Annotated in this window: 20 protein-coding genes and 1 tRNA gene; 10 read left to right on the top strand and 11 right to left on the bottom strand. The window is 70.8% G+C overall.

All coding sequences use genetic code 11. The features are described 5' to 3' along the window. Nucleotides 1-8 precede the first annotated feature (8 nt). From FBY40_RS15775 to FBY40_RS15760, 4 genes are read right to left on the bottom strand one after another with little or no spacing between them, the layout of a single operon-like run. Nucleotides 9-929: an oxygenase MpaB family protein gene (locus tag FBY40_RS15775; RefSeq protein WP_141939700.1), complete on the bottom strand. Its 921-nt coding sequence runs from the start codon at nt 927-929 to the stop codon at nt 9-11. A gap of 27 nt (nt 930-956) precedes the next feature. Then, nucleotides 957-2,213: an FAD-binding protein gene (locus FBY40_RS15770; RefSeq protein ID WP_141939699.1), complete on the bottom strand. Its 1,257-nt coding sequence runs from the start codon at nt 2,211-2,213 to the stop codon at nt 957-959. A 9-nt stretch (nt 2,214-2,222) separates the two neighbouring features. After that, nucleotides 2,223-3,200 (bottom strand): 2-phospho-L-lactate transferase, encoded by a 978-nt coding sequence (gene cofD / locus FBY40_RS15765; protein WP_141939698.1) that lies wholly within the window; start codon nt 3,198-3,200, stop codon nt 2,223-2,225. Between the two features lie 25 nt (nt 3,201-3,225). Beyond that, nucleotides 3,226-3,720 carry a metallophosphoesterase family protein gene (locus FBY40_RS15760; protein WP_141939697.1) on the bottom strand — a complete coding sequence of 165 codons (495 nt, stop codon included), beginning with the start codon at nt 3,718-3,720 and terminating at the stop codon, nt 3,226-3,228. 86 nt (nt 3,721-3,806) lie between these two features. Here FBY40_RS15760 and FBY40_RS15755 point away from each other — a divergent pair, with 86 nt between their 5' ends. After that, complete coding sequence (locus FBY40_RS15755) at nt 3,807-4,313, top strand: bifunctional nuclease family protein (protein WP_141939696.1); 507 nt, start codon at nt 3,807-3,809, stop codon at nt 4,311-4,313. Nucleotides 4,314-4,329: 16 nt separating this feature from the next. On the opposite strand, the gene FBY40_RS15750 is transcribed toward FBY40_RS15755, so the two are convergent. The 4 genes from FBY40_RS15750 to FBY40_RS15735 all read right to left on the bottom strand — a co-directional run bounded on the left by FBY40_RS15750 (nt 4,330) and on the right by FBY40_RS15735 (nt 8,275). Continuing rightward, nucleotides 4,330-5,787, bottom strand: a complete 1,458-nt coding sequence (locus FBY40_RS15750) for a phytoene desaturase family protein (protein ID WP_141939695.1) — start codon at nt 5,785-5,787, stop codon at nt 4,330-4,332. Continuing rightward, nucleotides 5,784-6,350, bottom strand: coding sequence for an SRPBCC family protein (locus FBY40_RS15745; protein WP_141939694.1), 567 nt, complete (start codon nt 6,348-6,350; stop codon nt 5,784-5,786). Before FBY40_RS15745 ends, FBY40_RS15750 begins: the two co-directional genes overlap by 4 nt. Nucleotides 6,351-6,435: 85 nt before the next feature. After that, entirely contained in the window at nt 6,436-6,987 is a 552-nt protein-coding gene (locus FBY40_RS15740) for a J-domain-containing protein (RefSeq protein WP_141939693.1), read from the bottom strand. 49 nt (nt 6,988-7,036) lie between these two features. Then, a complete protein-coding gene (locus tag FBY40_RS15735; protein ID WP_141939692.1) occupies nt 7,037-8,275 on the bottom strand; it encodes an MFS transporter in 1,239 nt (412 codons plus the stop codon). Between the two features lie 286 nt (nt 8,276-8,561). Here FBY40_RS15735 and FBY40_RS15730 point away from each other — a divergent pair, with 286 nt between their 5' ends. Continuing rightward, entirely contained in the window at nt 8,562-9,086 is a 525-nt protein-coding gene (locus FBY40_RS15730) for a hypothetical protein (RefSeq protein WP_141939691.1), read from the top strand. A gap of 90 nt (nt 9,087-9,176) precedes the next feature. Here the strand turns inward: FBY40_RS15730 and FBY40_RS15725 are convergent, their stop codons facing one another. Beyond that, a complete protein-coding gene (locus FBY40_RS15725) occupies nt 9,177-10,025 on the bottom strand; it encodes an NAD-dependent epimerase/dehydratase family protein (RefSeq protein ID WP_141939690.1) in 849 nt (282 codons plus the stop codon). A gap of 107 nt (nt 10,026-10,132) precedes the next feature. Between FBY40_RS15725 and FBY40_RS15720 the strand changes: the two genes are divergently transcribed. The 7 genes from FBY40_RS15720 (at nt 10,133) to FBY40_RS15690 (ending at nt 16,835) form a co-directional block, all read left to right on the top strand. Further along, entirely contained in the window at nt 10,133-11,143 is a 1,011-nt protein-coding gene (locus FBY40_RS15720; protein WP_141939689.1) for a LacI family DNA-binding transcriptional regulator, read from the top strand. Between the two features lie 147 nt (nt 11,144-11,290). Next, complete coding sequence (locus FBY40_RS15715) at nt 11,291-11,980, top strand: L-ribulose-5-phosphate 4-epimerase (protein WP_235015133.1); 690 nt, start codon at nt 11,291-11,293, stop codon at nt 11,978-11,980. After that, nucleotides 11,977-13,563 (top strand): xylulokinase, encoded by a 1,587-nt coding sequence (locus tag FBY40_RS15710; RefSeq protein ID WP_141939687.1) that lies wholly within the window; start codon nt 11,977-11,979, stop codon nt 13,561-13,563. Before FBY40_RS15715 ends, FBY40_RS15710 begins: the two co-directional genes overlap by 4 nt. Before the next feature lie 26 nt (nt 13,564-13,589). After that, a complete protein-coding gene (gene araA / locus FBY40_RS15705; RefSeq protein ID WP_141939686.1) occupies nt 13,590-15,095 on the top strand; it encodes an L-arabinose isomerase in 1,506 nt (501 codons plus the stop codon). A 5-nt stretch (nt 15,096-15,100) separates the two neighbouring features. Continuing rightward, nucleotides 15,101-16,045, top strand: coding sequence for an aldose 1-epimerase family protein (locus FBY40_RS15700; protein WP_141939685.1), 945 nt, complete (start codon nt 15,101-15,103; stop codon nt 16,043-16,045). Nucleotides 16,046-16,116: 71 nt separating this feature from the next. After that, nucleotides 16,117-16,677, top strand: a complete 561-nt coding sequence (locus FBY40_RS15695) for an asparagine synthase (protein ID WP_141939684.1) — start codon at nt 16,117-16,119, stop codon at nt 16,675-16,677. A gap of 85 nt (nt 16,678-16,762) precedes the next feature. Next, nucleotides 16,763-16,835: transfer RNA gene (locus tag FBY40_RS15690), tRNA-Arg, on the top strand. Nucleotides 16,836-16,918: 83 nt separating this feature from the next. Here FBY40_RS15690 and FBY40_RS15685 read toward each other — a convergent pair. After that, on the bottom strand, nt 16,919-17,416 hold the full coding sequence (locus tag FBY40_RS15685) for a DUF4188 domain-containing protein (RefSeq protein WP_141939683.1): 498 nt from the start codon (nt 17,414-17,416) through the stop codon (nt 16,919-16,921). Nucleotides 17,417-17,483: 67 nt separating this feature from the next. Here FBY40_RS15685 and FBY40_RS15680 point away from each other — a divergent pair, with 67 nt between their 5' ends. After that, the gene (locus FBY40_RS15680; RefSeq protein WP_141939682.1) at nt 17,484-18,089 is read left to right on the top strand and encodes a MerR family transcriptional regulator; all 606 of its coding nucleotides are present in this window, start codon (nt 17,484-17,486) and stop codon (nt 18,087-18,089) included. Between the two features lie 11 nt (nt 18,090-18,100). Here the strand turns inward: FBY40_RS15680 and FBY40_RS15675 are convergent, their stop codons facing one another. Next, nucleotides 18,101-19,144: a LacI family DNA-binding transcriptional regulator gene (locus FBY40_RS15675; protein ID WP_141939681.1), complete on the bottom strand. Its 1,044-nt coding sequence runs from the start codon at nt 19,142-19,144 to the stop codon at nt 18,101-18,103. Nucleotides 19,145-19,261 lie beyond the last annotated feature (117 nt).

The raw sequence follows: 19,261 nt of genomic DNA, 5'->3' as shown, positions 1-19,261 counted from the left end.
CCGACCGATCAGTCCTGGCCCACGGGCGGCGGGAATCCGAGCCGTGCGTGGCGTTCGCGGGCGAAGTCCTGCGCCCGGGGCCCGGCGCCGAGGGCGCGGGTGGATGCCGCGAGCGCGACCCGCGCGAGTGTGATCACCGGCAGCGGCAGCCTGCGCAGCCCGAGCAGCTTCCGGTACTCGCGGGGCAGGCTCGCCACGGCCGCGGCGAACAGCAGGCGGTAGCTCACGCCCATGGAGCCGGGAAGCGGCACGCGGCGGAGGAATCGCACGACGTCGTCCACGCGCTCGTCGCGGCGCAGCTCGCCGGTGAACGCGGCGAGGCGTTCCCGCAGTGCGGCCTCGGTCTCGGGGGGATGAGCGACCCGCATCAGCCGGCCCGCCTGCGCCCACTCCCGGACGTAGGCGTCGCTTCCGCCGGGTATGGGCCCACCCCAGATCTTGTGCGCGCCGAGGAAGGCCTCGGTGAACGCCAGATGCACCCACTCGACGAGGTCGGCGTCGTCGGCGGTGTACGCGCGCTCGCCGTCGGCGGCGTCGTACGTTCCCCGCACTCGCTGATGCAGACGCCCGACGCGCGCGGTCTCGCGCCTGGCCTGCTCGGTCGAGCCGTAGGTGACGCAGAGGATCCACCGGACGGTGCCCGACAGGCGCCCCATGGGATCGTCGCGGTACCGCGAGTGGTCGTGTACGCCCGCCAGCGCGCCCGGGTGGAGCGCCTGGATGAGCAGCGCCCGGATCCCCGCGATCAGCGTGCTCGTGCCGGCGTGCACCGTCCATACGGCTCCACCGTCGGCGAAGTAGCCGGCGTCGTCGCCATCGGCGAGGGCGCGCACCCACGGCGGGGTGCCGTTGGGGTCGCCAGAGAGCGCGGTGAGCAGGCGAGAGCGCAGCGTCGACGAACGCGGGGGAGCGAGCGATCCGGTGCCCATGCTTCCAGCGTGCCACGCCTCCGGAGGCTAGAGACCCAGTCGCGCGAGGTAGTCGCCGACGAACCGGCGGTCGGGGTCCAGACGCGCCCGGAGCGCCGCGAAGTCGTCGAACCGTGGGTAGCGGCGACGGACCTCGTCGCCGGGCATGGTGAAGACCTTCCCCCAGTGCGGACGGGCGGAGGCGGGGAGAGCCGCTTCGAGCGCGGGGAGGAGGGCGCGCACGGCTTCTTCGTCGCGTTGCCAGGTGAAGTGGATGCCGACGGTCGGGCGCCCGTACGCGGGGGAGAGCCAGAGATCGTCGGCGGCCATCGTGCGCACCTCGCACGTGAGCAGCAGCGGCGAGATCCGGTCGGCGAGCCCCCGCACGGCCTGGATCGCCGCCACGGCGTCGGCGCGGGCGACGAGGTACTCCGACTGCAGCTCCTCACCCGCCGAGGGGGTGAATGCGAGCCGGAAGTGCGGAAGCCGGTCGTACCAGGGCCCGGCGACGCCCCCCTGCGTCGTGCACGGGGTCGGGTCGATGCCGGGGATCGGATGGCGGGGACCGTCGGCGGCCCGGGCGCCGAACCCCGACAGGTCGTCAGGGCTCGACGTGGTCCGCGCCTTCACCCACACCTGGTCGATGACGTCGGTGTTCGTCCACCGTGTGAACAGGCTGACGCTGTCGCCCGCGCCGGTGAGCTCGTCGAAGCGGCTCAGGGCGTCATCCCATCGCACGCCCTCGTAGACGGTCTGAGCGACGGTGAAGTGCGGCAGGGCGTCGAGGGTCAGGTGCGTGACGATGCCGAGCGCGCCGAGCCCGACGACGGCGCCGTCGAAGCCGTCCTCGCCCCGCGTGAGCGTGATCCGCTCTCCGGCGGCGGTGAGGAGTTCGACCGCGGCGACCTGGGTGCCGAGAGCTCCGACGCGATCACCCGACCCGTGGGTGCCGGTCTGCACGGCGCCGGCGACGGAGATGTGAGGGAGGGAGGCGAGGTTCGCCAGCGCGAGTCCCTCGCGTTCGAGCACAGGCACCAGGTCTCCATAGCGGATGCCGGCGGGGATTCGCACGGTCTGGCGGTCGGGCGCCACGCTCACCTGGTCGGCGGTGGCGAGCCCGGCGAGGGAGACGATCACCCCGTCGGTGTCGGCGACGTCGTTGAAGGAGTGCCGGCTCCCCAGTACGCGGACGGTGGTGCCATCGCCACGTGCCCGATCGAGGATGGCGCGCAGTTCGGCCTCATCGGTGGGTTCGACGATGCGCGCGGCGCGGTACGTGAGATTTCCTGCCCAGTTGGTGGTCACCCCACAGGTCTACCCGAGATCGGCGACCGTCCGGGCCAGCGCCACCGCATCGGCGGCGAGGGCGGCCGAGGTGTCGGCATCCTTCATCCACAGCGGAACGGCTCGGGCGACGATCCCCGCCGCGTCGACGTCCGGCACCGCCCGTGAGTCCTCCTCACCGACGAGCCAGCCGTCCAGCACGCCGCCGGCGGCGCGCGCGCCGTAGTGCCGGGCGACGGCACCCGCGTCGGCGTCGACGCCGATGACCGCCAGGCACGTCTCGGCCATGCCCCTCACCGCGGCCCCGCCGATGATCGGCGAGACGCCGACGATCGGTGCGGATGCGGCGGCGAGCGCGGCACGGACCCCCGGGATCTCCAGCACGGGGCCGATCGAGACCACGGGGTTCGACGGGGCGACGAGGACGACATCTGCGGCGGCGATCGCGGCCAGCGCGGCCGGTGCGGGGCGCGCCGCGTCGATGCCGTTCTGCTCGAACCGCGCGACCGGGAGGCGTGCGCGGTGCCGGGTCCACCACTCCTGGAAGTGCAGCCGCTCGCCGTCCGGCGTGACGATGTGCGTGTCGATCTCGTCGTCGGTGGCAGGGTGCAGGGTCACGCCGAGGTCCCACCGGGCGCCGAGACGCCGCGCGACCTCCGTGGGGGTCTCGCCGGCACGGAGCCACGCCGTCCGGGCGATGTGAGTGCCGAGATCGAGGTCGCCGAGGGTGAACCACTCAGGAGTGACGCCCCAGGTGCGAAGCTCCCCCGACACCCGCTCGCTCTCGCCGCGCCGGCCCCACCCGCGCTCCTCGTCGTTCTGCCCGGCGAGGGTGTAGAGGATGCTGTCGTGGTCGGGCCAGATGCGAAGACCCGCCAGCCACCAGTCATCCCCGGTGTTGACGACCACGTCGATCGTGTGGTCCTCGCCGCTGCGGCGAACGTGCTCCCGGACGCCGCGCACGAACCGTGCGCCGCCGACGCCCCCTGCGATGACGGTGATCTTCACCCGTCAACGCTACCCGCGCGCCGAGTCAGAGCTCGACGCGCGTCACCTCGCGCAGAGCCCGATCGGCGACGACCGCTGTCATGAGCGTGTGATGCGGCTGACGCCGCCGATCGGTGGGCGAGCCGGGGTTGAGAAGGCGCAAACCGGACGTGGTGGTCGTGTCCCACGGGATGTGGCTGTGCCCGAAGACGAGCACATCGAGGTCCGGGTAGCGCAGCGTCATCCGTTTCTCCCGGCCCTTCGCATCGCCGGTCTCGTGCACGACGCCGAATCGCACCCCCTCGATCGTCCGCTCGGCGAACTCGGGGAGAACGGCCCGCAGGTCGTCGCCGTCGTTGTTGCCGTACACGCCCAGCACCTCCCCGTGCCCCCGGAGGTCATCGAGCACGCCGACAGACACCCAGTCGCCGGCATGGATGATGAGATCGGCGGCGTCGGCTTCACGACGCACGGCGTCAGGCAGGCTGCGCGCCCGCCCCGGGATGTGGGTGTCGGAGATCAGAAGCAGGCGCGTCGGCATGCGTCGATTCTGACCGACCGTCGCCGCCCGGCGGCCGCCGAGCCTACGATGGGCACATCCTCGCCGTCGACATCGAGGAGGTCGGCATGGTCCAGGTTCGTGTGATCGGCGTCGCGCTCGACGCCGCGCGCCAGTACGTGATCCTGCTGCGGCCGATCACCGAAGAGGTGGACGGTCCGCGGATGCTCCCCATCTGGATCGGGGCACAGGAGGCGACGTCGATCGCCATCGCCGTCGAGGGGGCAGAGCCGCCGCGACCGCTCGCCCACGATCTGATGAAGACCCTGCTCGAGACGGTGTCGGCGCAGGTCGAACGGGTCGAGATCACCCGCATCGACGACGGGACCTTCTACGCCGAGATCACCCTCCAGCTTCCCGATGGCAGGCGCGTGCTCGACGCCCGGCCCTCGGACGCCATCGCCCTCGCCTCCCGCGTCGGCGCTCCGATCTGGGTGGCCGACGAGGTGCTCGCCGACGCCGGCATCCCGGTGTCGGCGATGGAGTTCGAAGACGACGACAGGCTCGAGGAGGAGAAGCTCGAGGAGTTCAAGCGCTTCCTCGACGAGGTCGATCCGGAGGACTTCCAGGGCTGACGCGCGCGCACCCGTCTCAGGGGGCGAGATTGGGCAGGATGCGCGTGCCGAACTCGTGTCGCAGGGCGCTGCGCGCCGCCAGCCATCCGGCCATCCCGTGCACCCCCGGCCCCGGACTCGTCGACGCGCCGCAGAGGTACACCCCCGGCATCGCGGTGCGCCAGGGCTCCGGGGACACCGTCGGGCGGCCCAGGAGCTGGCGCACATCCGGGAGACCCGCCGCGATGTCTCCGCCGGGGTAGTTCGGGTTGTGCCGCTCCATGTCGACGGCCGTGAGCGTGGAGGTGGCGACGATCACGTCGCGGAAGCCGGGGGCGAATCGCTCGATCTGTGCGATGACGGCCTCGGTGGCGTCGACGGTCGATCCGGCCGGCACGTGCGTGTAGGTCCAGAGCGTGTGCATACCCGCCGGCGCCCGGCTGTCGTCGAAAGTGCTGGGCTGGGCCACCAGCACGTAGGGACGCTCGGGCACCCCGCCGCGCGCGACGGTGTTCTCGGCGGCCGCCACCTCCGCCCGGGTGCCGCCGACGTGGACCGTCCCTGCGCCGCGGACGGCCTCATTCGCCCATGGCACCGGGCCGGAGAGGGCGAAGTCCACCTTGAGGACGCCGTTGCCGTACCGGAACCGCTCCAGCGTGCGGCGGTACGCCGCCGGCATCCGCCTGCCGGCGAGCCGGATGAGCGCGGCCGGAGTGACGTCGAGCAGCACGGTGCGGGCCGGGGGGAGCTCGTCCAGGCTCGTGACCTCGGTGTCGGTGACGATCTCGCCGCCGTGGGCGACGAGATCGTCGGCGAGGGCGTCGGCGATCGCCTGGCTGCCGCCGATCGGGATCGGCCAGCCGCGAGCGTGAGCGTAGGTCGTGAGGGCCAGTCCCGCCGCCGCCGACGCCAGGCTCGGCAGAGGAAGGATGGTGTGGGCCGAGACGCCGGTGATCATCGACGGGGCGACGTCCTCGGCGAACGGGGTGTTCCACCAGCGACCGGCTTGCGACAGCGCAGCGAGACCGAACTCCACAGGTGCGATCAGATGCGGGGGGACGCGCACGAGCGGGTGGGTGGTGAAATCGGCGATCTGATCGGACGCCGCGACGAGGGGTCCGAGCAGAGCGCGATAAGCCGCGCCGTCGCGGCCGAGGTCGTCGACGGTGCGATCCAGGTCGCGGTACGCGACCCCCGCGCGGCCCCCGTCCAGGGGATGGGCGAAGGAGATCTCCGGCACCTCGAACCGGATGCGGTCACCGAGCCCGAACTCGCGGAAGAACGGCGACGCCAGAGCGAGCGGATGCACCGCCGAGCAGACGTCGTGGCGGAAGCCCGGGAGCGTGAGCTCGGATGTCTGGGTGCCGCCGCCGACGGCACCCAGTCGCTCGTAGATCCGGACGCCGAGCCCTGCCCGGGCGAGCGTGACGGCAGCGGCCAGGCCGTTCGGCCCCGCGCCGACGACGACGGCGTCGAGTTCGTCCGCCCGCCTCATTCGCGCGCCGCTTCGGCCGCTTCGGCCGCCTGGGCGGCCTCCTCGGCTTCGTGATCATCCGCCACATCGGGGGAGGAGGGTCGTCCCGCCTCTTCGTTCTCCTCCTCGGCGGTGGTCTCGCGCGTGCGGGCATGGCGGCCCTCGGCCAGATACGCCAGGCGGTGAAGCGTCTCGGCATTGCGCCGATGCAGCAGCAGATCGAAGAGCAGATCGGGGAGGTAGCGGGGCAGCCCTGCGATGGCCTCCTCCTGCAGTCGCACGACGCAGCCCTCGCCGCGCGGCTTCACGTCGATGGAGATCCGGGCCTCGCCGATCGGCCAACCGGTGGCGACCATCACCGCGCGCCGAGGCGGGCTCCATTCGGTCGACATCGTCTCGTCGTTGAGCAGGACGGGCCAGGCGCCGAAGGAGTGGTGGAGACGCGAACCCGCCGCGGGCCAATCGGCGTCGACATCCCGCATGCGGGACGCACCGACCACCCACGTCGGGAAGAGCCATCCCTCGGCCAGCACCTCGAAGACGCTCTCGGGCGCACACGTCATCTCTCGTGTGTTGCGTGACATCTCGGCCTCCATCCGGGCGATCTCGTTCCGGATGTCTCGACCGTAGGGCCAACCGGTCGCGATGCGCACCCGGTTGACAGGGCGGTCACCGCTTCGATCTGCGCCACCACGGTCGTGCGGGTGGGGCCTCGTCGGGATCGGGCATCCGCGCGAGACGGCGTGCCGCCCACTCCGCGACTTCGACGTCGACGTCGCGTAGTGCGGTGACCACGGGCGGGCCGCCGAGCAGCTGCATCCGTGCGAGCTTGACCCGTTGGTTGAAGTCCTCCAGGGCCTCGCGCACGTCCTCTTCCCGCGAGAGGGCGTCCAGCCTCTCCGACAGTTCGGCGTCCTCGACTCGCAGGGTCAGCGCCGGGGGGCCGAGCCCCGTCAGCTGCTCGCGCTCGATCTTGCGACGGATCCACCAGTCCGGGTCATGGGCGCGCCCGAGATCGGGGAGAGGCTTGCCGGCGCCGGGAAGGTCGTCGAAATCCCCTCGTCGGATCGCCTGCTGGATGGCGACCTCGACGTAGGCGGCGCGGGCTGCCGGAGTTGTTGTCGGCGCCTCTTCGACGTTCTCACCCGTCGCGTCCGGGGTCTCCTCCTTCTGCAGCCGCTCGACACGGTAGCGCGCGGCGCGGAGCCTTGGGTCCTCCATGCTCGTCCACGGTACGCGCCCGAGATGCGGAGCGGGCCGGACGCCGCGTTCAGCCGCCGAAGCGCACCCGACGGCGAGGCGCCCACGCCGCGTCCACGACGCCCGCCAGCAGCACGATCGTCGCGGCGAGGAACGGCAGCGTCAGCGCGGCATCCGTTCCCAGGTACTCCGCGACGATGCCGGCGACCGCGGTCGAGGCCGACTGGCCGACCACGATGCCCGAGCCGAGCATCGTCATCACCGTCGACGAGCGCCCGAGAGGGCTTCGGTGGGCGGCGAGGCTGTACTGGGTGACGAGGGTCGGGCCGATCCCCACACCGATGAGGAGAAGAGTGAGGGTCATGGCCACCACGCTCGTCACGAACGGGAGCGCGAGGGTGCCGGTGACGAGAACGGCGGCGAAGACGATCCAGCGTGCGCCGAGCGTGAACCGGGCGGGGAACGCCGCGACGCCCAGCGCCAGCGCCGCCGAGCCGAGTCCCATCGCGCCGTAGACGACGCCCGCCTGCTCGGCGATGCCGCGGTCGGCCATGAACGAGGTCAGCGAGGTGAGCATCGTGCCGAAGAAGAGGCCCATTCCCAGAGCGCCCACCACGGGTGCGGCGACACGGGTGAGCTCGCGCACCGGGGCCGGTGCAGGGGCGCCATCACGGTGTCCGGTCTCGACGCGAGCGGACGGATGCAGCGCGAAGGCCGACACGAAGATCACCGCGAGGGCGGCCGCGCCGAGGACGGGCGCGACGGGATCGAGCGTGGCGGCGAGGACGCCGACCAACACGGGCCCGAAGACGAAGACGATCTCGTCGGCGGCCGACTCGTAGGCCATGGTGCCGCTGACGACGGCGTCCCGGCGGGCGGGATCGATCGCGCGGGCGATGATCCCCACGAGGCGGCTCCGCGAGAAAGGGGCGACCTGGGGCGTGGACGCGCCGATGAGGAACCCAGCGGCCAGTACAGCCGCATCGGGCACCGGCGCGAATGCCAGCCACGCGATCGCGACGAGCAGCAGGCTGTTGACGAGTCCGGCGCACAGCAGGACCCGTCGTTGACCGAACCGGTCGGCGGCCGCCCCCAGCAGGGGGCCGAACATCGCGGTGCCGAGGCCGGTCACCGCGGCGGTCACCCCGCCGAGAGCCAGCGAGTCGCGGGCCGAGACCACGAGGGTCAGGAGCCCGACGACCACCATGGCGAACGGCAGACGCGCGACGAGCGCGACGGGGAAGTACGACAGACCCGCGGCACGGATCAGGGAGGTCGGGCGGGGCGCAGCAGAAGGAGTCATACGCATCAGGTCGATTCGGTCGGCCGCCCGGATCGTTCGGCGGCGTTTCGTGCCGCCTTTGCGCGAAGCGCGAGGTGATGCACAGAGCACGATGAGCCTACCAAGGCCCGTTCCGCCGCAGCATCCGCGGCGTTCAGCGAACTCCCAGGATGCCGACGTCGCCGCGGAATTACGGGCGTCTGTCGTGTCGGCGGGTGGTGCTGGCGGGTCACCACGCCATCCGATCGAAGGGGTTCTCCGGATCACCCCACGTGCGGCGGAAGTCGCACACGACAGATGGAAGGAAATGAGAATGCGTAAGAACATCACTCGCGCCGGAGTCTTCACCGCAGGCATCGGAATCGCCGCCCTGACCGTGACCGGCCTGGCGCTTCCGGCCAACGCCGACACCGTCTCGAGCGCCGACGAGACGCAGACCACGGTGTCGGCTCTGACGACCCTCGAGGCCTTCCAGGACATCCTCAACGACGCCCTGCAGGCCAGCGGCAACTCCGCGCAGACCGGTGACGTGAGCATCGACGGTGTCGACGGCGGCCTGGTCAACGGCCCGATCGTGAGCGGGCCGGTGGTGGACGACGTGGCGAACGGCCCGATCCTCTCGGGCAACGACACCCCGATCGCCTCCGGCAACGACGTGCAGGCGCCCATCGTCTCGGGCAACGACACCTCGGTGGATGCCCCGATCGGTTCCGGCAACGAGGTCGCTTCGGGCAACGACACCGACACCTCGATCGGCGACATCGGCGCCTCGGTCGGCGACGTCGTCGGCGATGTCTCCGGCGAGGTCGACGGCCTGGTCAGCGGCCTGCTCGACTGAGCCCCCTGAACGGACGCCCCTCCTGGACGTCATGACGAAGCGGCGCCGGCGATCCCGGCGCCGCTTCGGCGTTCTGTGTCAGCGACGCCCTCAGGAGAGCTCGGTGCGCCACGAATGGCGGGGCTCATAGCCGAGCACCCGGCGCGCCTTGGCGATCGACAGCAGGGTGTCGTTCTCTCCGATCTCGCCGCGCACCTCGACGTCGGGGAACACCTCGGCCAGCAGTTCGGCGTTCGGGCGGCTCATCACGGTGTCGGCCGCCGCGATGATGAAGGGTTCGAATCCGGGCTCGGCCACTCGCAGGGCCCGCTCGATCGCCTGGGCGCCGTCGCGGGCGTCGATGTACCCCCACAGGTTCCACTTGCGGCGCCGGGGGTCGGCGTCGAACGACGGGAACTCGGCGTAGTCCTCGGGCACCATGACGTTCGAGAACCGCAGTGCGGTGATCGACAGGTCGGGGTGCCAGCGCACGAGCTCGCGCGCCATGCGCTCTTCGAGCGTCTTCACGAGCGAATAGACGCTCTCGGGACGCGGCTCGTATTCCTCATCGACCGGGGCGTACGGCGGCGGCACGTCGAAGGGGAGACCCAGCACGGTCTCACTCGATGCGGCGACGATCCGGCGCACTCCCACGCGGATGGCGGCGTGGAAGACGTTGAAGGTGGCCGCCATGTTGTTGTGGAAGGTCGCCACGTCGCTGCGCAGTCCCGGTGCCGGGATCGCCCCGAGGTGCACCACGGCGTCGACACCGTCGTGCTGGTCGTTCACCGACCCCAGTGCGTCGACCACCTGACCGTAATCCGTGAGGTCGACCTGGACGAAACCCGGGCGGCGCTCGCCGGCGACGTCGAGGCCGATGACCTCGATCCCGCCGGCGCGAAGTTCGCGCGCCACGACCGAGCCGAGCTTTCCGGATGAACCGGTGAGTGCGATGCGCATCTGATCACCTTGCCACGTCAGCACGGCGGCGAGGGCCGGCTCAGGCGACCGCCCCTCGAGGACCACATCAGACGCCTCGCGCCGTCCGGCCGCTAACCTCGGTTGCCATGACCGCTCCTGACGACCGGCGCGCCCGCCTCGGCATGCGCGAGGTCGCGGCCGCGGCCGGTGTCTCGCCGCAGACGGTGTCGCGCGTGCTGAACGATCACCCGCACATCCGTCCCGAGACGCGCGCTCGGGTGCTCGAGACCGTGAGCCGCCTCGGATACCGCGTGAACAACGCCGCCCGCACGCTCGGCACGCGAAGCACCCGGACGCTCGGTGTGCTCGCCTCCGATGCCACCCTGTACGGACCTGCCGTCGGCATCGCCGCGCTCGACGCCGCCGCCCGCGAGCAGGGGCGCTGGATCGCCACCGCGTACGCGGACGCCGATAGCGAGTCGTCCGTCATCGCCGCCGCCGACCGTCTCCTCACGCAGGGTGTCGACGGCATCATCGTGCTGGCCCCGCATCTCACGACCTCGGCGGCGTTGCGGAAGGCCCATCCCGACGTGCGTATGGCCGCCCTTCACGAGGGAGAGGGTGCCGAGCGGCAGGCCGAGGGTGCCGCAGCCGCCGTCCGGCACCTCATCGGCCTCGGCCATCGCCGCATCGCCCGGCTCGCCGGCCCTGCGGCGTGGAGCGAAGCGGTCAGCCGCGAGGCGGGCGCGGTCGCGGCCCTCACCGAAGCGGGCCTGGACACCACGTTGCGCTGGGAAGGGGATTGGACCGCAGCCACGGCGGCGGGGCTGAGTCGGGCGATCGCGGCTGCGGCGCGAGAGCCGGACGGGCCGACCGCGGTCGTCGCCGCCAACGACCAGATGGCGCTCGGCCTGATCTCCGGGCTTCGCGCAGCGGGCGTCGAGGTGCCGGGGAGCGTGAGTGTGACGGGGTTCGACGACAATCCCGATGCGGCGTTCTACCGTCCCGCGCTCACGACGGTGCGTCTCGACGTCGCCGGCGAGGCGCGTCGCGCCGTCGCGGAAGTCCTCGGGGAGATCGACGCGCCGCCGCATCCGGCCGCTCCCACCCTCGTGCCGCGGGCCTCGACGACCCGCCCGCCGACGCCGACGCCGTGATCGGACCACGGCCGCGCGCTCTGTACCCGCAAGATTGTTACCGGTAACATGGGCTCCGCCTGCGCCCCGCGCATCCGCCACCGAGGAGGAATCGTGCCCAGCACAGATGCTGCGACACCGTCGTTCGACCCCGTCGTCCGTGAAGCCATCGAAACCGTCCGTGCTGACGTGGCGCGTCTCCACGGTGAACTCGTCCGGTACGGGCTCGTGGTCTGGACGGGCGGGAACGTCTCCGGCCGGGTGCCCGGCACCGACCTCTTCGTCATCAAGCCGTCCGGCGTCTCGTACGACGATCTCGACGCGCAGAACATGATCCTGTGCGATCTCGAGGGCAACGTCGTGCCCGGGTCGGCGGGGAGCGAGCGGAGCCCGTCCAGCGACACCGCAGCGCACGCCTACGTCTACCGGAACATGCCGGAGGTCGGCGGAGTGGTCCACACCCACTCGACCTACGCCGTCGCGTGGGCCGCCCGCGGGGAGGAGATCCCGTGCGTCATCACCGGCATGGCCGATGAATTCGGCGGCCCGATCCCCGTCGGACCGTTCGCCATCATCGGCGACGACTCGATCGGCCGCGGAATCGTCGAAACGCTCCGCGGACACCGCTCTCGGGCCGTGCTCATGCGCAACCACGGCCCCTTCACCATCGGGGTCTCCGCGAAGGACGCCGTGAAGGCCGCCGTCATGGTCGAGGACGCCGCGAGGACCATCCACATCGCACGCCAGGGGGGTCCTCTCATCCCGATCCCGCAGGACTCGATCGATCGGCTCTACGACCGCTATCAGAACGTCTACGGGCAGAGCACCGACGATCGCCGTGAAGAGGACGCACGATGAGCGCCGACGTCATCACCACCGGCCGGACCGCCCTGGGAATCGAACTCGGCTCGACCCGGATCAAGGCGTGCCTGGTCGACGCCGACGATCCGACGGAAGTGCTCGCGGTCGGTTCGCACGCCTGGGAGAACCGTTTCGTAGAGAGGACATGGACCTACGCGCTCGACGATGTCTGGGACGGTGTGCGCAGCGCCTACGCCGACCTGGTTGCCGATGCCCAGCGGCGGCACGGCGTCGCGCTCGAGACGGTCGGGGCCATCGGCGTTTCGGCCATGATGCACGGCTACCTCGCCTTCGATGGTGAGGGTGAGCTGCTGACCCCGTTCCGCACATGGCGCAACACCACGACCGGACCCGCCGCCGAAGCGCTTTCGACGGCGTTCGACCAGAACATCCCGCTCCGCTGGTCGGTCGCCCACCTCTTCCAGGCGGTTCTCGACGGCGAGCCGCACGTTCCCGAGATCCGCTTCCTCACCACCCTCGCGGGCTACGTGCACGAGCAGCTGACGGGTCAGCGCGTGGTGGGCGTGGGCGACGCATCGGGCATGTTCCCCATAGACCCGGCGACGCGCGACTACGACCTCGGACTCATCGAGACCTTCGACAGGATGGTCGCCGAGGCGGCACCGGGTTTGCGCATCGCAGCCCTCCTCCCACGGGTCCTGAAAGCGGGTGAGCCCGCCGGCGCACTCACCGAGGAGGGGGCAGCCCGGCTCGACCCGACCGGGCGGCTGCGCCCCGGCATCCCGTTCTGTCCTCCGGAAGGCGACGCCGGAACCGGAATGGTGGCAACGAACGCCGTCGCGCCGCGCACCGGGAATGTCAGCGCCGGAACGAGCATCTTCGCGATGGTCGTGCTCGAAGGCGCGCTCGCCGCGGCGCACCACGAGATCGACATCGTCACCACGCCCGCCGGCGACCCGGTGGCGATGGTGCACTGCAACAACGGCGCGAGCGAGCTCGCGGAGTGGGCGGGGATGTTCGGCGATTTCACCGAGCGCGCCGGGTCGCCGCTCTCGTCCGACGAGGTTTTCGAGGTCCTTCTACGCGCGGCGGAACAGGGCGACCCCGACGCCGGGGGACTGATCGCCTTCAACCAACTCTCGGGCGAGCCGATCGTCGGTCTCGAGGAAGGGCGACCGTTGTTCGTGCGGACGCCCGACAGTCGGTTCACGCTCCCCAACGCGATCCGCGCCCAGCTCTACGGAATGTTCGCGACGCTCGCGCTCGGCATGCGCGTGCTCTCGGATGAGGGCGTCGCGATCGACCGGATGTTCGCCCACGGTGGGGTCTTCCGCACCGCCGGGGTCGCCCAGCGGTTCCTCGCCGCCGCGATCGGCACTCCCGTCGCCGTCGGCGATACCGCGGGTGAAGGGGGCCCGTGGGGGATGGCGGTGCTCGCCGCCCACCTCTTGCACGCCGAGGGGTCGACGCTCTCCGACTACCTCGACAGGCACGTCTTCGCCGACGCGAAGGCCGTCACCGTCGATCCCCAGCCCGACGACGTGGCCGGGTTCGCCCGGTTCCTCGGACGCTACGAGGCGGCCCTCGCCGTCGAGCGCGCCGCCGTCGCCGCCCTCTGACCATCCGATTCGAAGGAAGACCCGTCATGCCGTCACTGTCCACCTCCCTCGACGCCTACGAGGTGTGGTTCGTCACCGGAAGCCAGACCCTCTACGGCGAGGAGACGCTCCGTCAGGTCGCCGAACAGTCGCAACAGGTCGTCACGGGGCTCGATGGCCTGCCCGTTCGTGTCGTCTGGAAGCCCGTCCTGAAGGATGCCGACTCGATCCGCCGGCTCGCACTCGAGGTGAACGCACGCGACGAGGTCATCGGCATCATCGCCTGGATGCACACGTTCAGTCCGGCGAAGATGTGGATCGCCGGACTCGATGCGTTGCACAAGCCCCTGCTGCACCTCCACACCCAGGCGAACGTCGAGCTGCCCTGGGCGGACATCGACTTCGACTTCATGAACTTGAATCAGGCCGCCCACGGCGACCGCGAGTTCGGCTACATCCAGACCCGACTGGGCGTGGCCCGCAAGACCGTCGTCGGACACGTGTCGAACCCGGCCGTTCGTCAGCAGATCGAGGACTGGCAGCGGGCCGCGGCCGGCTGGGCGGCTGCGCGGTCTCTGAAACTCGCGCGGTTCGGTGACAACATGCGCTACGTCGCCGTCACCGAGGGCGACAAGACCGAGGCAGAGCTGCGCTTCGGCGTCCAGGTGAACACCTGGGGAGTCAACGAGCTCGCCGCTGCCGTCGCCGAGGCCTCCTCGGCCGATGTCGACGCGCTCGTCGACGAATACGTGGCGAGCTACGACGTCGCCACCGAACTGCTGCCGGGCGGTGACCGCCATCAGAGCCTTCGCGACGGCGCCGCGATCGAGGTCGGTCTCCGCTCCTTCCTCGAGGCGGGTGGCTTCGGCGCATTCACCACCTCGTTCGAGGACCTCGGCTCGCTCACGCAGCTCCCCGGCCTCGCCGTGCAGCGGCTCATGGCCGAGGGGTACGGCTTCGGCGCAGAGGGCGACTGGAAGACCGCCATCCTCGTCCGTGTCGCGAACGTCATGGGCGCCGGCCGCCCCGGTGGTGCGACCCTCATGGAGGACTACACCTACGACCTGGTGCCGGGGTCCGAACGCATCCTCGGCGCGCACATGCTCGAGGTCGCGCCGTCGCTGACGACGCGCAAGCCGCGCCTCGAGGTGCATCCGCTGGGGATCGGCGGCAAGGCCGATCCCGTTCGGCTCGTCTTCACCGCAGACCCGGGGCCGGCCCTCGTCGTCGCCATGAGCGACATGCGCGATCGGTTCCGCCTCGTGGCCAATGTCGTCGAGAATGTCGAGGCCCCTGATCTGCCGCGGCTGCCGGTCGGTCGCGCCGTGTGGAAGCCCGCGCCTGACTTCGCCACCTCGGCGGCCTGCTGGCTGGCGGCGGGTGCCGCGCACCATACTGTGATGACGACGGCTGTGGGCGTGGAGGTCTTCCGGGACTTCGCCGAGATCGCCCGCACCGAGCTCGTCGTCATCGACGAGCAGACCACCGTCCGCGATTTCCAGCGGGAGCTCCGGTGGAACCAGGCCTACTACCGACTCGCGCAGGGAATCTGACTTCTATGGCATCGCACTCTGTCTCGGGAACGCAGCACTCCCTTCGCGCCGGCGACTACGAGGCGTGCATCGCCAGCGTCGGCGCGACGCTGCGGTGTCTCACCTTTCGGAGCCGCGACCTCGTCGTGCCGTTCGGTGCCGACGACGTGCGTCCCTCGTACCGCGGGGCGACGCTCGCGCCATGGCCCAATCGGGTCGTGGACGGCATCTACACCTTCGGCGGTGTCGAGCGCCGCGTCGCGCTGACCGAGCCCGCGCGGGGGCATGCGCTGCACGGCCTGGCGTCGTGGCTCGACTTCGAAGCGATCGACAAGGGCCCGAGCCACGTCACGCTCGCGGCGACCATCGTGGCGCAGACCGGCTTCCCCTGGGAGCTCGGGATCGAGACGACGTTCCAGCTCTCGGCCGACGGCCTCAGCCAGACGGTCCGGGTGCGCAACCACAGTGATCAGGCGGCTCCGTGGGGGACGGGGCCCCACCCCTACCTCGTCGCCGGTCCCGGCCTCGTCGACGAGTGGACGCTCGAGCTCCCTGCCGACGACGTCCTCACCGTCACCGATGACCGGCTGATCCCCGTCTCGCTCGAGCCGGTCGAAACCGCCGGCGCCGAGCGGTTCGACTTCCGCCGGGCGCGACGGATCGGTGAGGTCGAGATCGACCACGCCTACACCGGGTTCGCCCGGGATGACGACGGCTTCGCCAGCGTGCGGGTGACCTCGCCCGACGGCTCCGGGGTCGCCATGACCTGGGACACCGCCTGCCCGTGGGCGCAGATCCACACGGCCGACAAGCCCGACAAGGCGGTCTCGCGCCTGGGTCTGGCCGTCGAGCCGATGACGTGCGCCCCCGACGCGTTCAACGCCGACCGTTACGACTTCGACACCGGCCTCATCGAACTGGCGCCGGGCGCGTCATCCGAAGCCTCCTGGCGGATCTCCGCCATCGCCTGACGGGGAATCGGCGAGGCCTCTCCTCCCAGCCGATCAGCCCCGACCGGTAGCCTGGGAACGAGGGGGTGACGATGGGTAAGACCGCCGAAGCCATCGGCGAGGGGGTCTCGATCGCCGCTGCTGCCGCCCGCCTCACCGTGCGCAATCGCATCCTCGTCGAGACGATCGCCAACGACGAGACATTCCACTACGAGCCGTTCGAGCGGTTCGCCCGGACGACGCTGCTCGCTCTCGCCGACGAACAGGACGCCGCCGCCGACCTCGCCCGACGCCAGCGCAAGAAGGCCTGGGGGAAGTTCTCCGACCCCGACGGCACGCACGACTACCGTGACCGCGACACCCGCAACCTCCGCCGTCGCCGCCGGCAGTACGAGGGGGTCGCGAAGCGGCTTCGTGAGATGGCCGACGACCCCGAGGCGGTGCGCGATCTCGTCGAGAATGCACGGGATGCCGCGTGGGGCGACGTCGAATCGAACCTGCAGCGTCGGCTGCGGGTCGAGGCGATGCGCCCCGATCTCGACCCCGATTACGAGACGATGCGGACAGCACGGATGCAGGCGCTGCGCCTCGTCGACCTCCCGCGCCTGTCGGCGCATCGGCGGGCGCGTCAACGGGAGGGCGACCCGTCGTGACCGGGCCGCCGCTCGATTCGCGGCGCCGCCCCCGGTGGGGTATTCTCATGTGGTGCTCGCGCGCCGGTAACGGTTGCGAGTGCGGGCGCCCGTAGCTCAATGGATAGAGCATCTGACTACGGATCAGAAGGTTAGGGGTTCGAGTCCCTTCGGGCGCGCACTGTGTTGAGACAGTGAAGAAGAGGTCCCCATCGGGGGCCTCTTCTGCTGTATCCGGATCCGTTCGCGCTCCGAGCGGCGGTCAGCGAGCCGGGGTGGAGCTCGTCCTCCCGTCCGCGAAGCGAGCGCGAGCCCCGTCGTGGCGGCCCGTGACCGGCACGTGTTCGGTGGCGGCGGCGAGGCCCATCGGCTTCGTCGAGACGTACATGCTCTCGGCGCGTTCGACGAGGAACGTCTCGTGCCAGATGCCGACGGCCCCCGGCGCCTTCCGGGCGCGCTGGTTGAAGGCCGTCCAGGCCGGCCGATGCTGAAGATCCATCGACGACGCGTAGGCGTAGAGCTTCTCGATCGACGACCAGTACTGGACGACATACGGCCCACCCGCCCCGAGGAGGAGCTGCGCCCCCAGGAGCCCGGAGTCCGTGTCGGTCATCTGCTCCCGCAGCATTCTCGGCATGGCCGTGAACACCGGCAACCACTGGTCGAATCGCCACCAGCGGTTGATCTGCATTCCGATGTGGAAGACCACGAGCTCCCCCTCGTGGCGATGCGTCATGCGGCCTGCGGCGATCTTGCTCATTGTGAAGTCCTTTCGATAGTGACGCTATCCAGTATGGATAGTTGTACTATCTAATGCAAGGAGGCATATGCGCATCTCTGAGCTCGCGGCCACAGCGGATGTCGCCGTGCCGACCATCAAGTACTACCTGCGCGAAGGACTGCTGCCCGAAGGGGTCCGCACGGCGGCCACCCAGGCCGACTACGGCCCGCGACACGTCGAACGGCTCCGGGTCGTGCGGGCGCTCGTGGCCGCAGGGGTCAGTGTGGCGGAGATCCGCAACGTCGTCGCGGCGCTCGATGACCCGCCGGCGGGATCGTACGATCTGCTCGGCATCGCCCACAGCGCCGTGACCCCCAGCGTGCCCGACGACATCGACACCGCCAGTGCTGAGGATCTGTACGAGCGTCTGGGTGGAGAGCCCGGCACATGCGAGCCTCGCCTGCTCGGCGGGCTCGCCGTGGCGCTCGCGACCCTCGAGCGGGCGGGCTTCCGTGTGCCGGTCGATGTCCTCGACGCGTACGTCCGTTCGGCGCGGCAGATCGCCGACGCGGAGATCGCCGGCATCCCGGATGATTCGGTCGAAAGTGCGGTGCGATACGTCGTGCTCGGCACCGTCTTGACCGAACCGCTGCTGCTGGCGCTTCGTCGCGCAGCCCAGCAGATCGTGTCGAGCGAGCGATACGGCGGCTGACGGGCGCGATGTCAGTCGGAGTCGGCGCTGGCGAAGCCCGTGGACTCGCGTCGCACGACGCGGAAGTCCGGTTTGTACGTCTCGGGCGGTCGGCGCTCGCCCTTCTCCTTGATGCGCTCGATCAGGCGGTCGACCGCGATCGCAGCGATCTCATCCCGACCGGTGTCGATCGTCGACATCGAGGGGACGGAGTATTTGCTCTCGTCGATGTTGTCGAACCCGATGACGGCGACGTCCTCCGGTACGCGGAGGCCCTCCTCGCCCAGTGCGCGAAGCACGCCCAAACCCAGGGTGTCGGTGAGGGCGAAGACGGCGTCGAAGTCCACGCCGTCCGCCACAAGGCGGTGGATGGCCGCCGCGCCGCCGGCGCGGTTCCAGTCGGACATGACCGTCGGACGGACGAGGACCGGGTCGAAGGGGAGCCCTGCCCGCTCGAGCGCGCGACGGTAGCCCCGTAACCGCAGATTCGCAGAGTTCGCCTCGTCGTCGCGGTGACGCGGGTCGGCGCCGATGAGGGCGATGCGGCGGCGGCCGATGTCGATGAGGTGCTCGACGGCGGCTTGGGCGGACGTCATGTTGTGCATCGTGACGTGATCGGTCGGCCCGCCGAAGATCCGCTCGCCCAGCAGCACGAGCGGCCCGTCCGCGGTGAGCAAAGAGGCATCGGCCTGACCGAGGCTCACGGGGCTGAAGAGCAGCCCGTCGAGGAAGCGCGGGCGGCTGCCCGACACGGCACGCACCTCGGCCTCGCGCTGGCCACCGGTCTGCTCCACCATCACGCCCAGCCCGCGGGCCTCCGCCGCGCGGATCACCGCGTCGGCGAGTTCGGCGAAGTAGTTCTCCCGCAGGGACGGGACGGCGAGCCCGATGACCCCGGTGCGTCCGGACCGCAGTCCGCGCGCAGAGAGGTTGGGGCGGTAATCGAGCTGTGCGATCGCCTCGTTGACCCGATCGCGCGTACCGGGCCGCACGTGCGGATGGTCGTTGATGACGTTGGACACCGTCTTGATCGACACGCCGGCGACGCGGGCGACGTCGTGCAACGTGGGGCCCATGGGCGTGCTCCTGACTCCGCTTTCTCCTCCACCCTAGGGCTTCTTCGCCGTGCTGCGAGCCGTCCCGCATCCGTGCGGGGGTCGTCGGGTGATAAGAGCACCTTGACACGAATCCGG

This window comes from Microbacterium sp. SLBN-154, from assembly GCF_006715565.1.
Taxonomy (GTDB): domain Bacteria; phylum Actinomycetota; class Actinomycetes; order Actinomycetales; family Microbacteriaceae; genus Microbacterium.
Note: the sequence above shows the minus strand (reverse complement) of the source record. Positions and strands in the feature narration are given on the sequence as shown.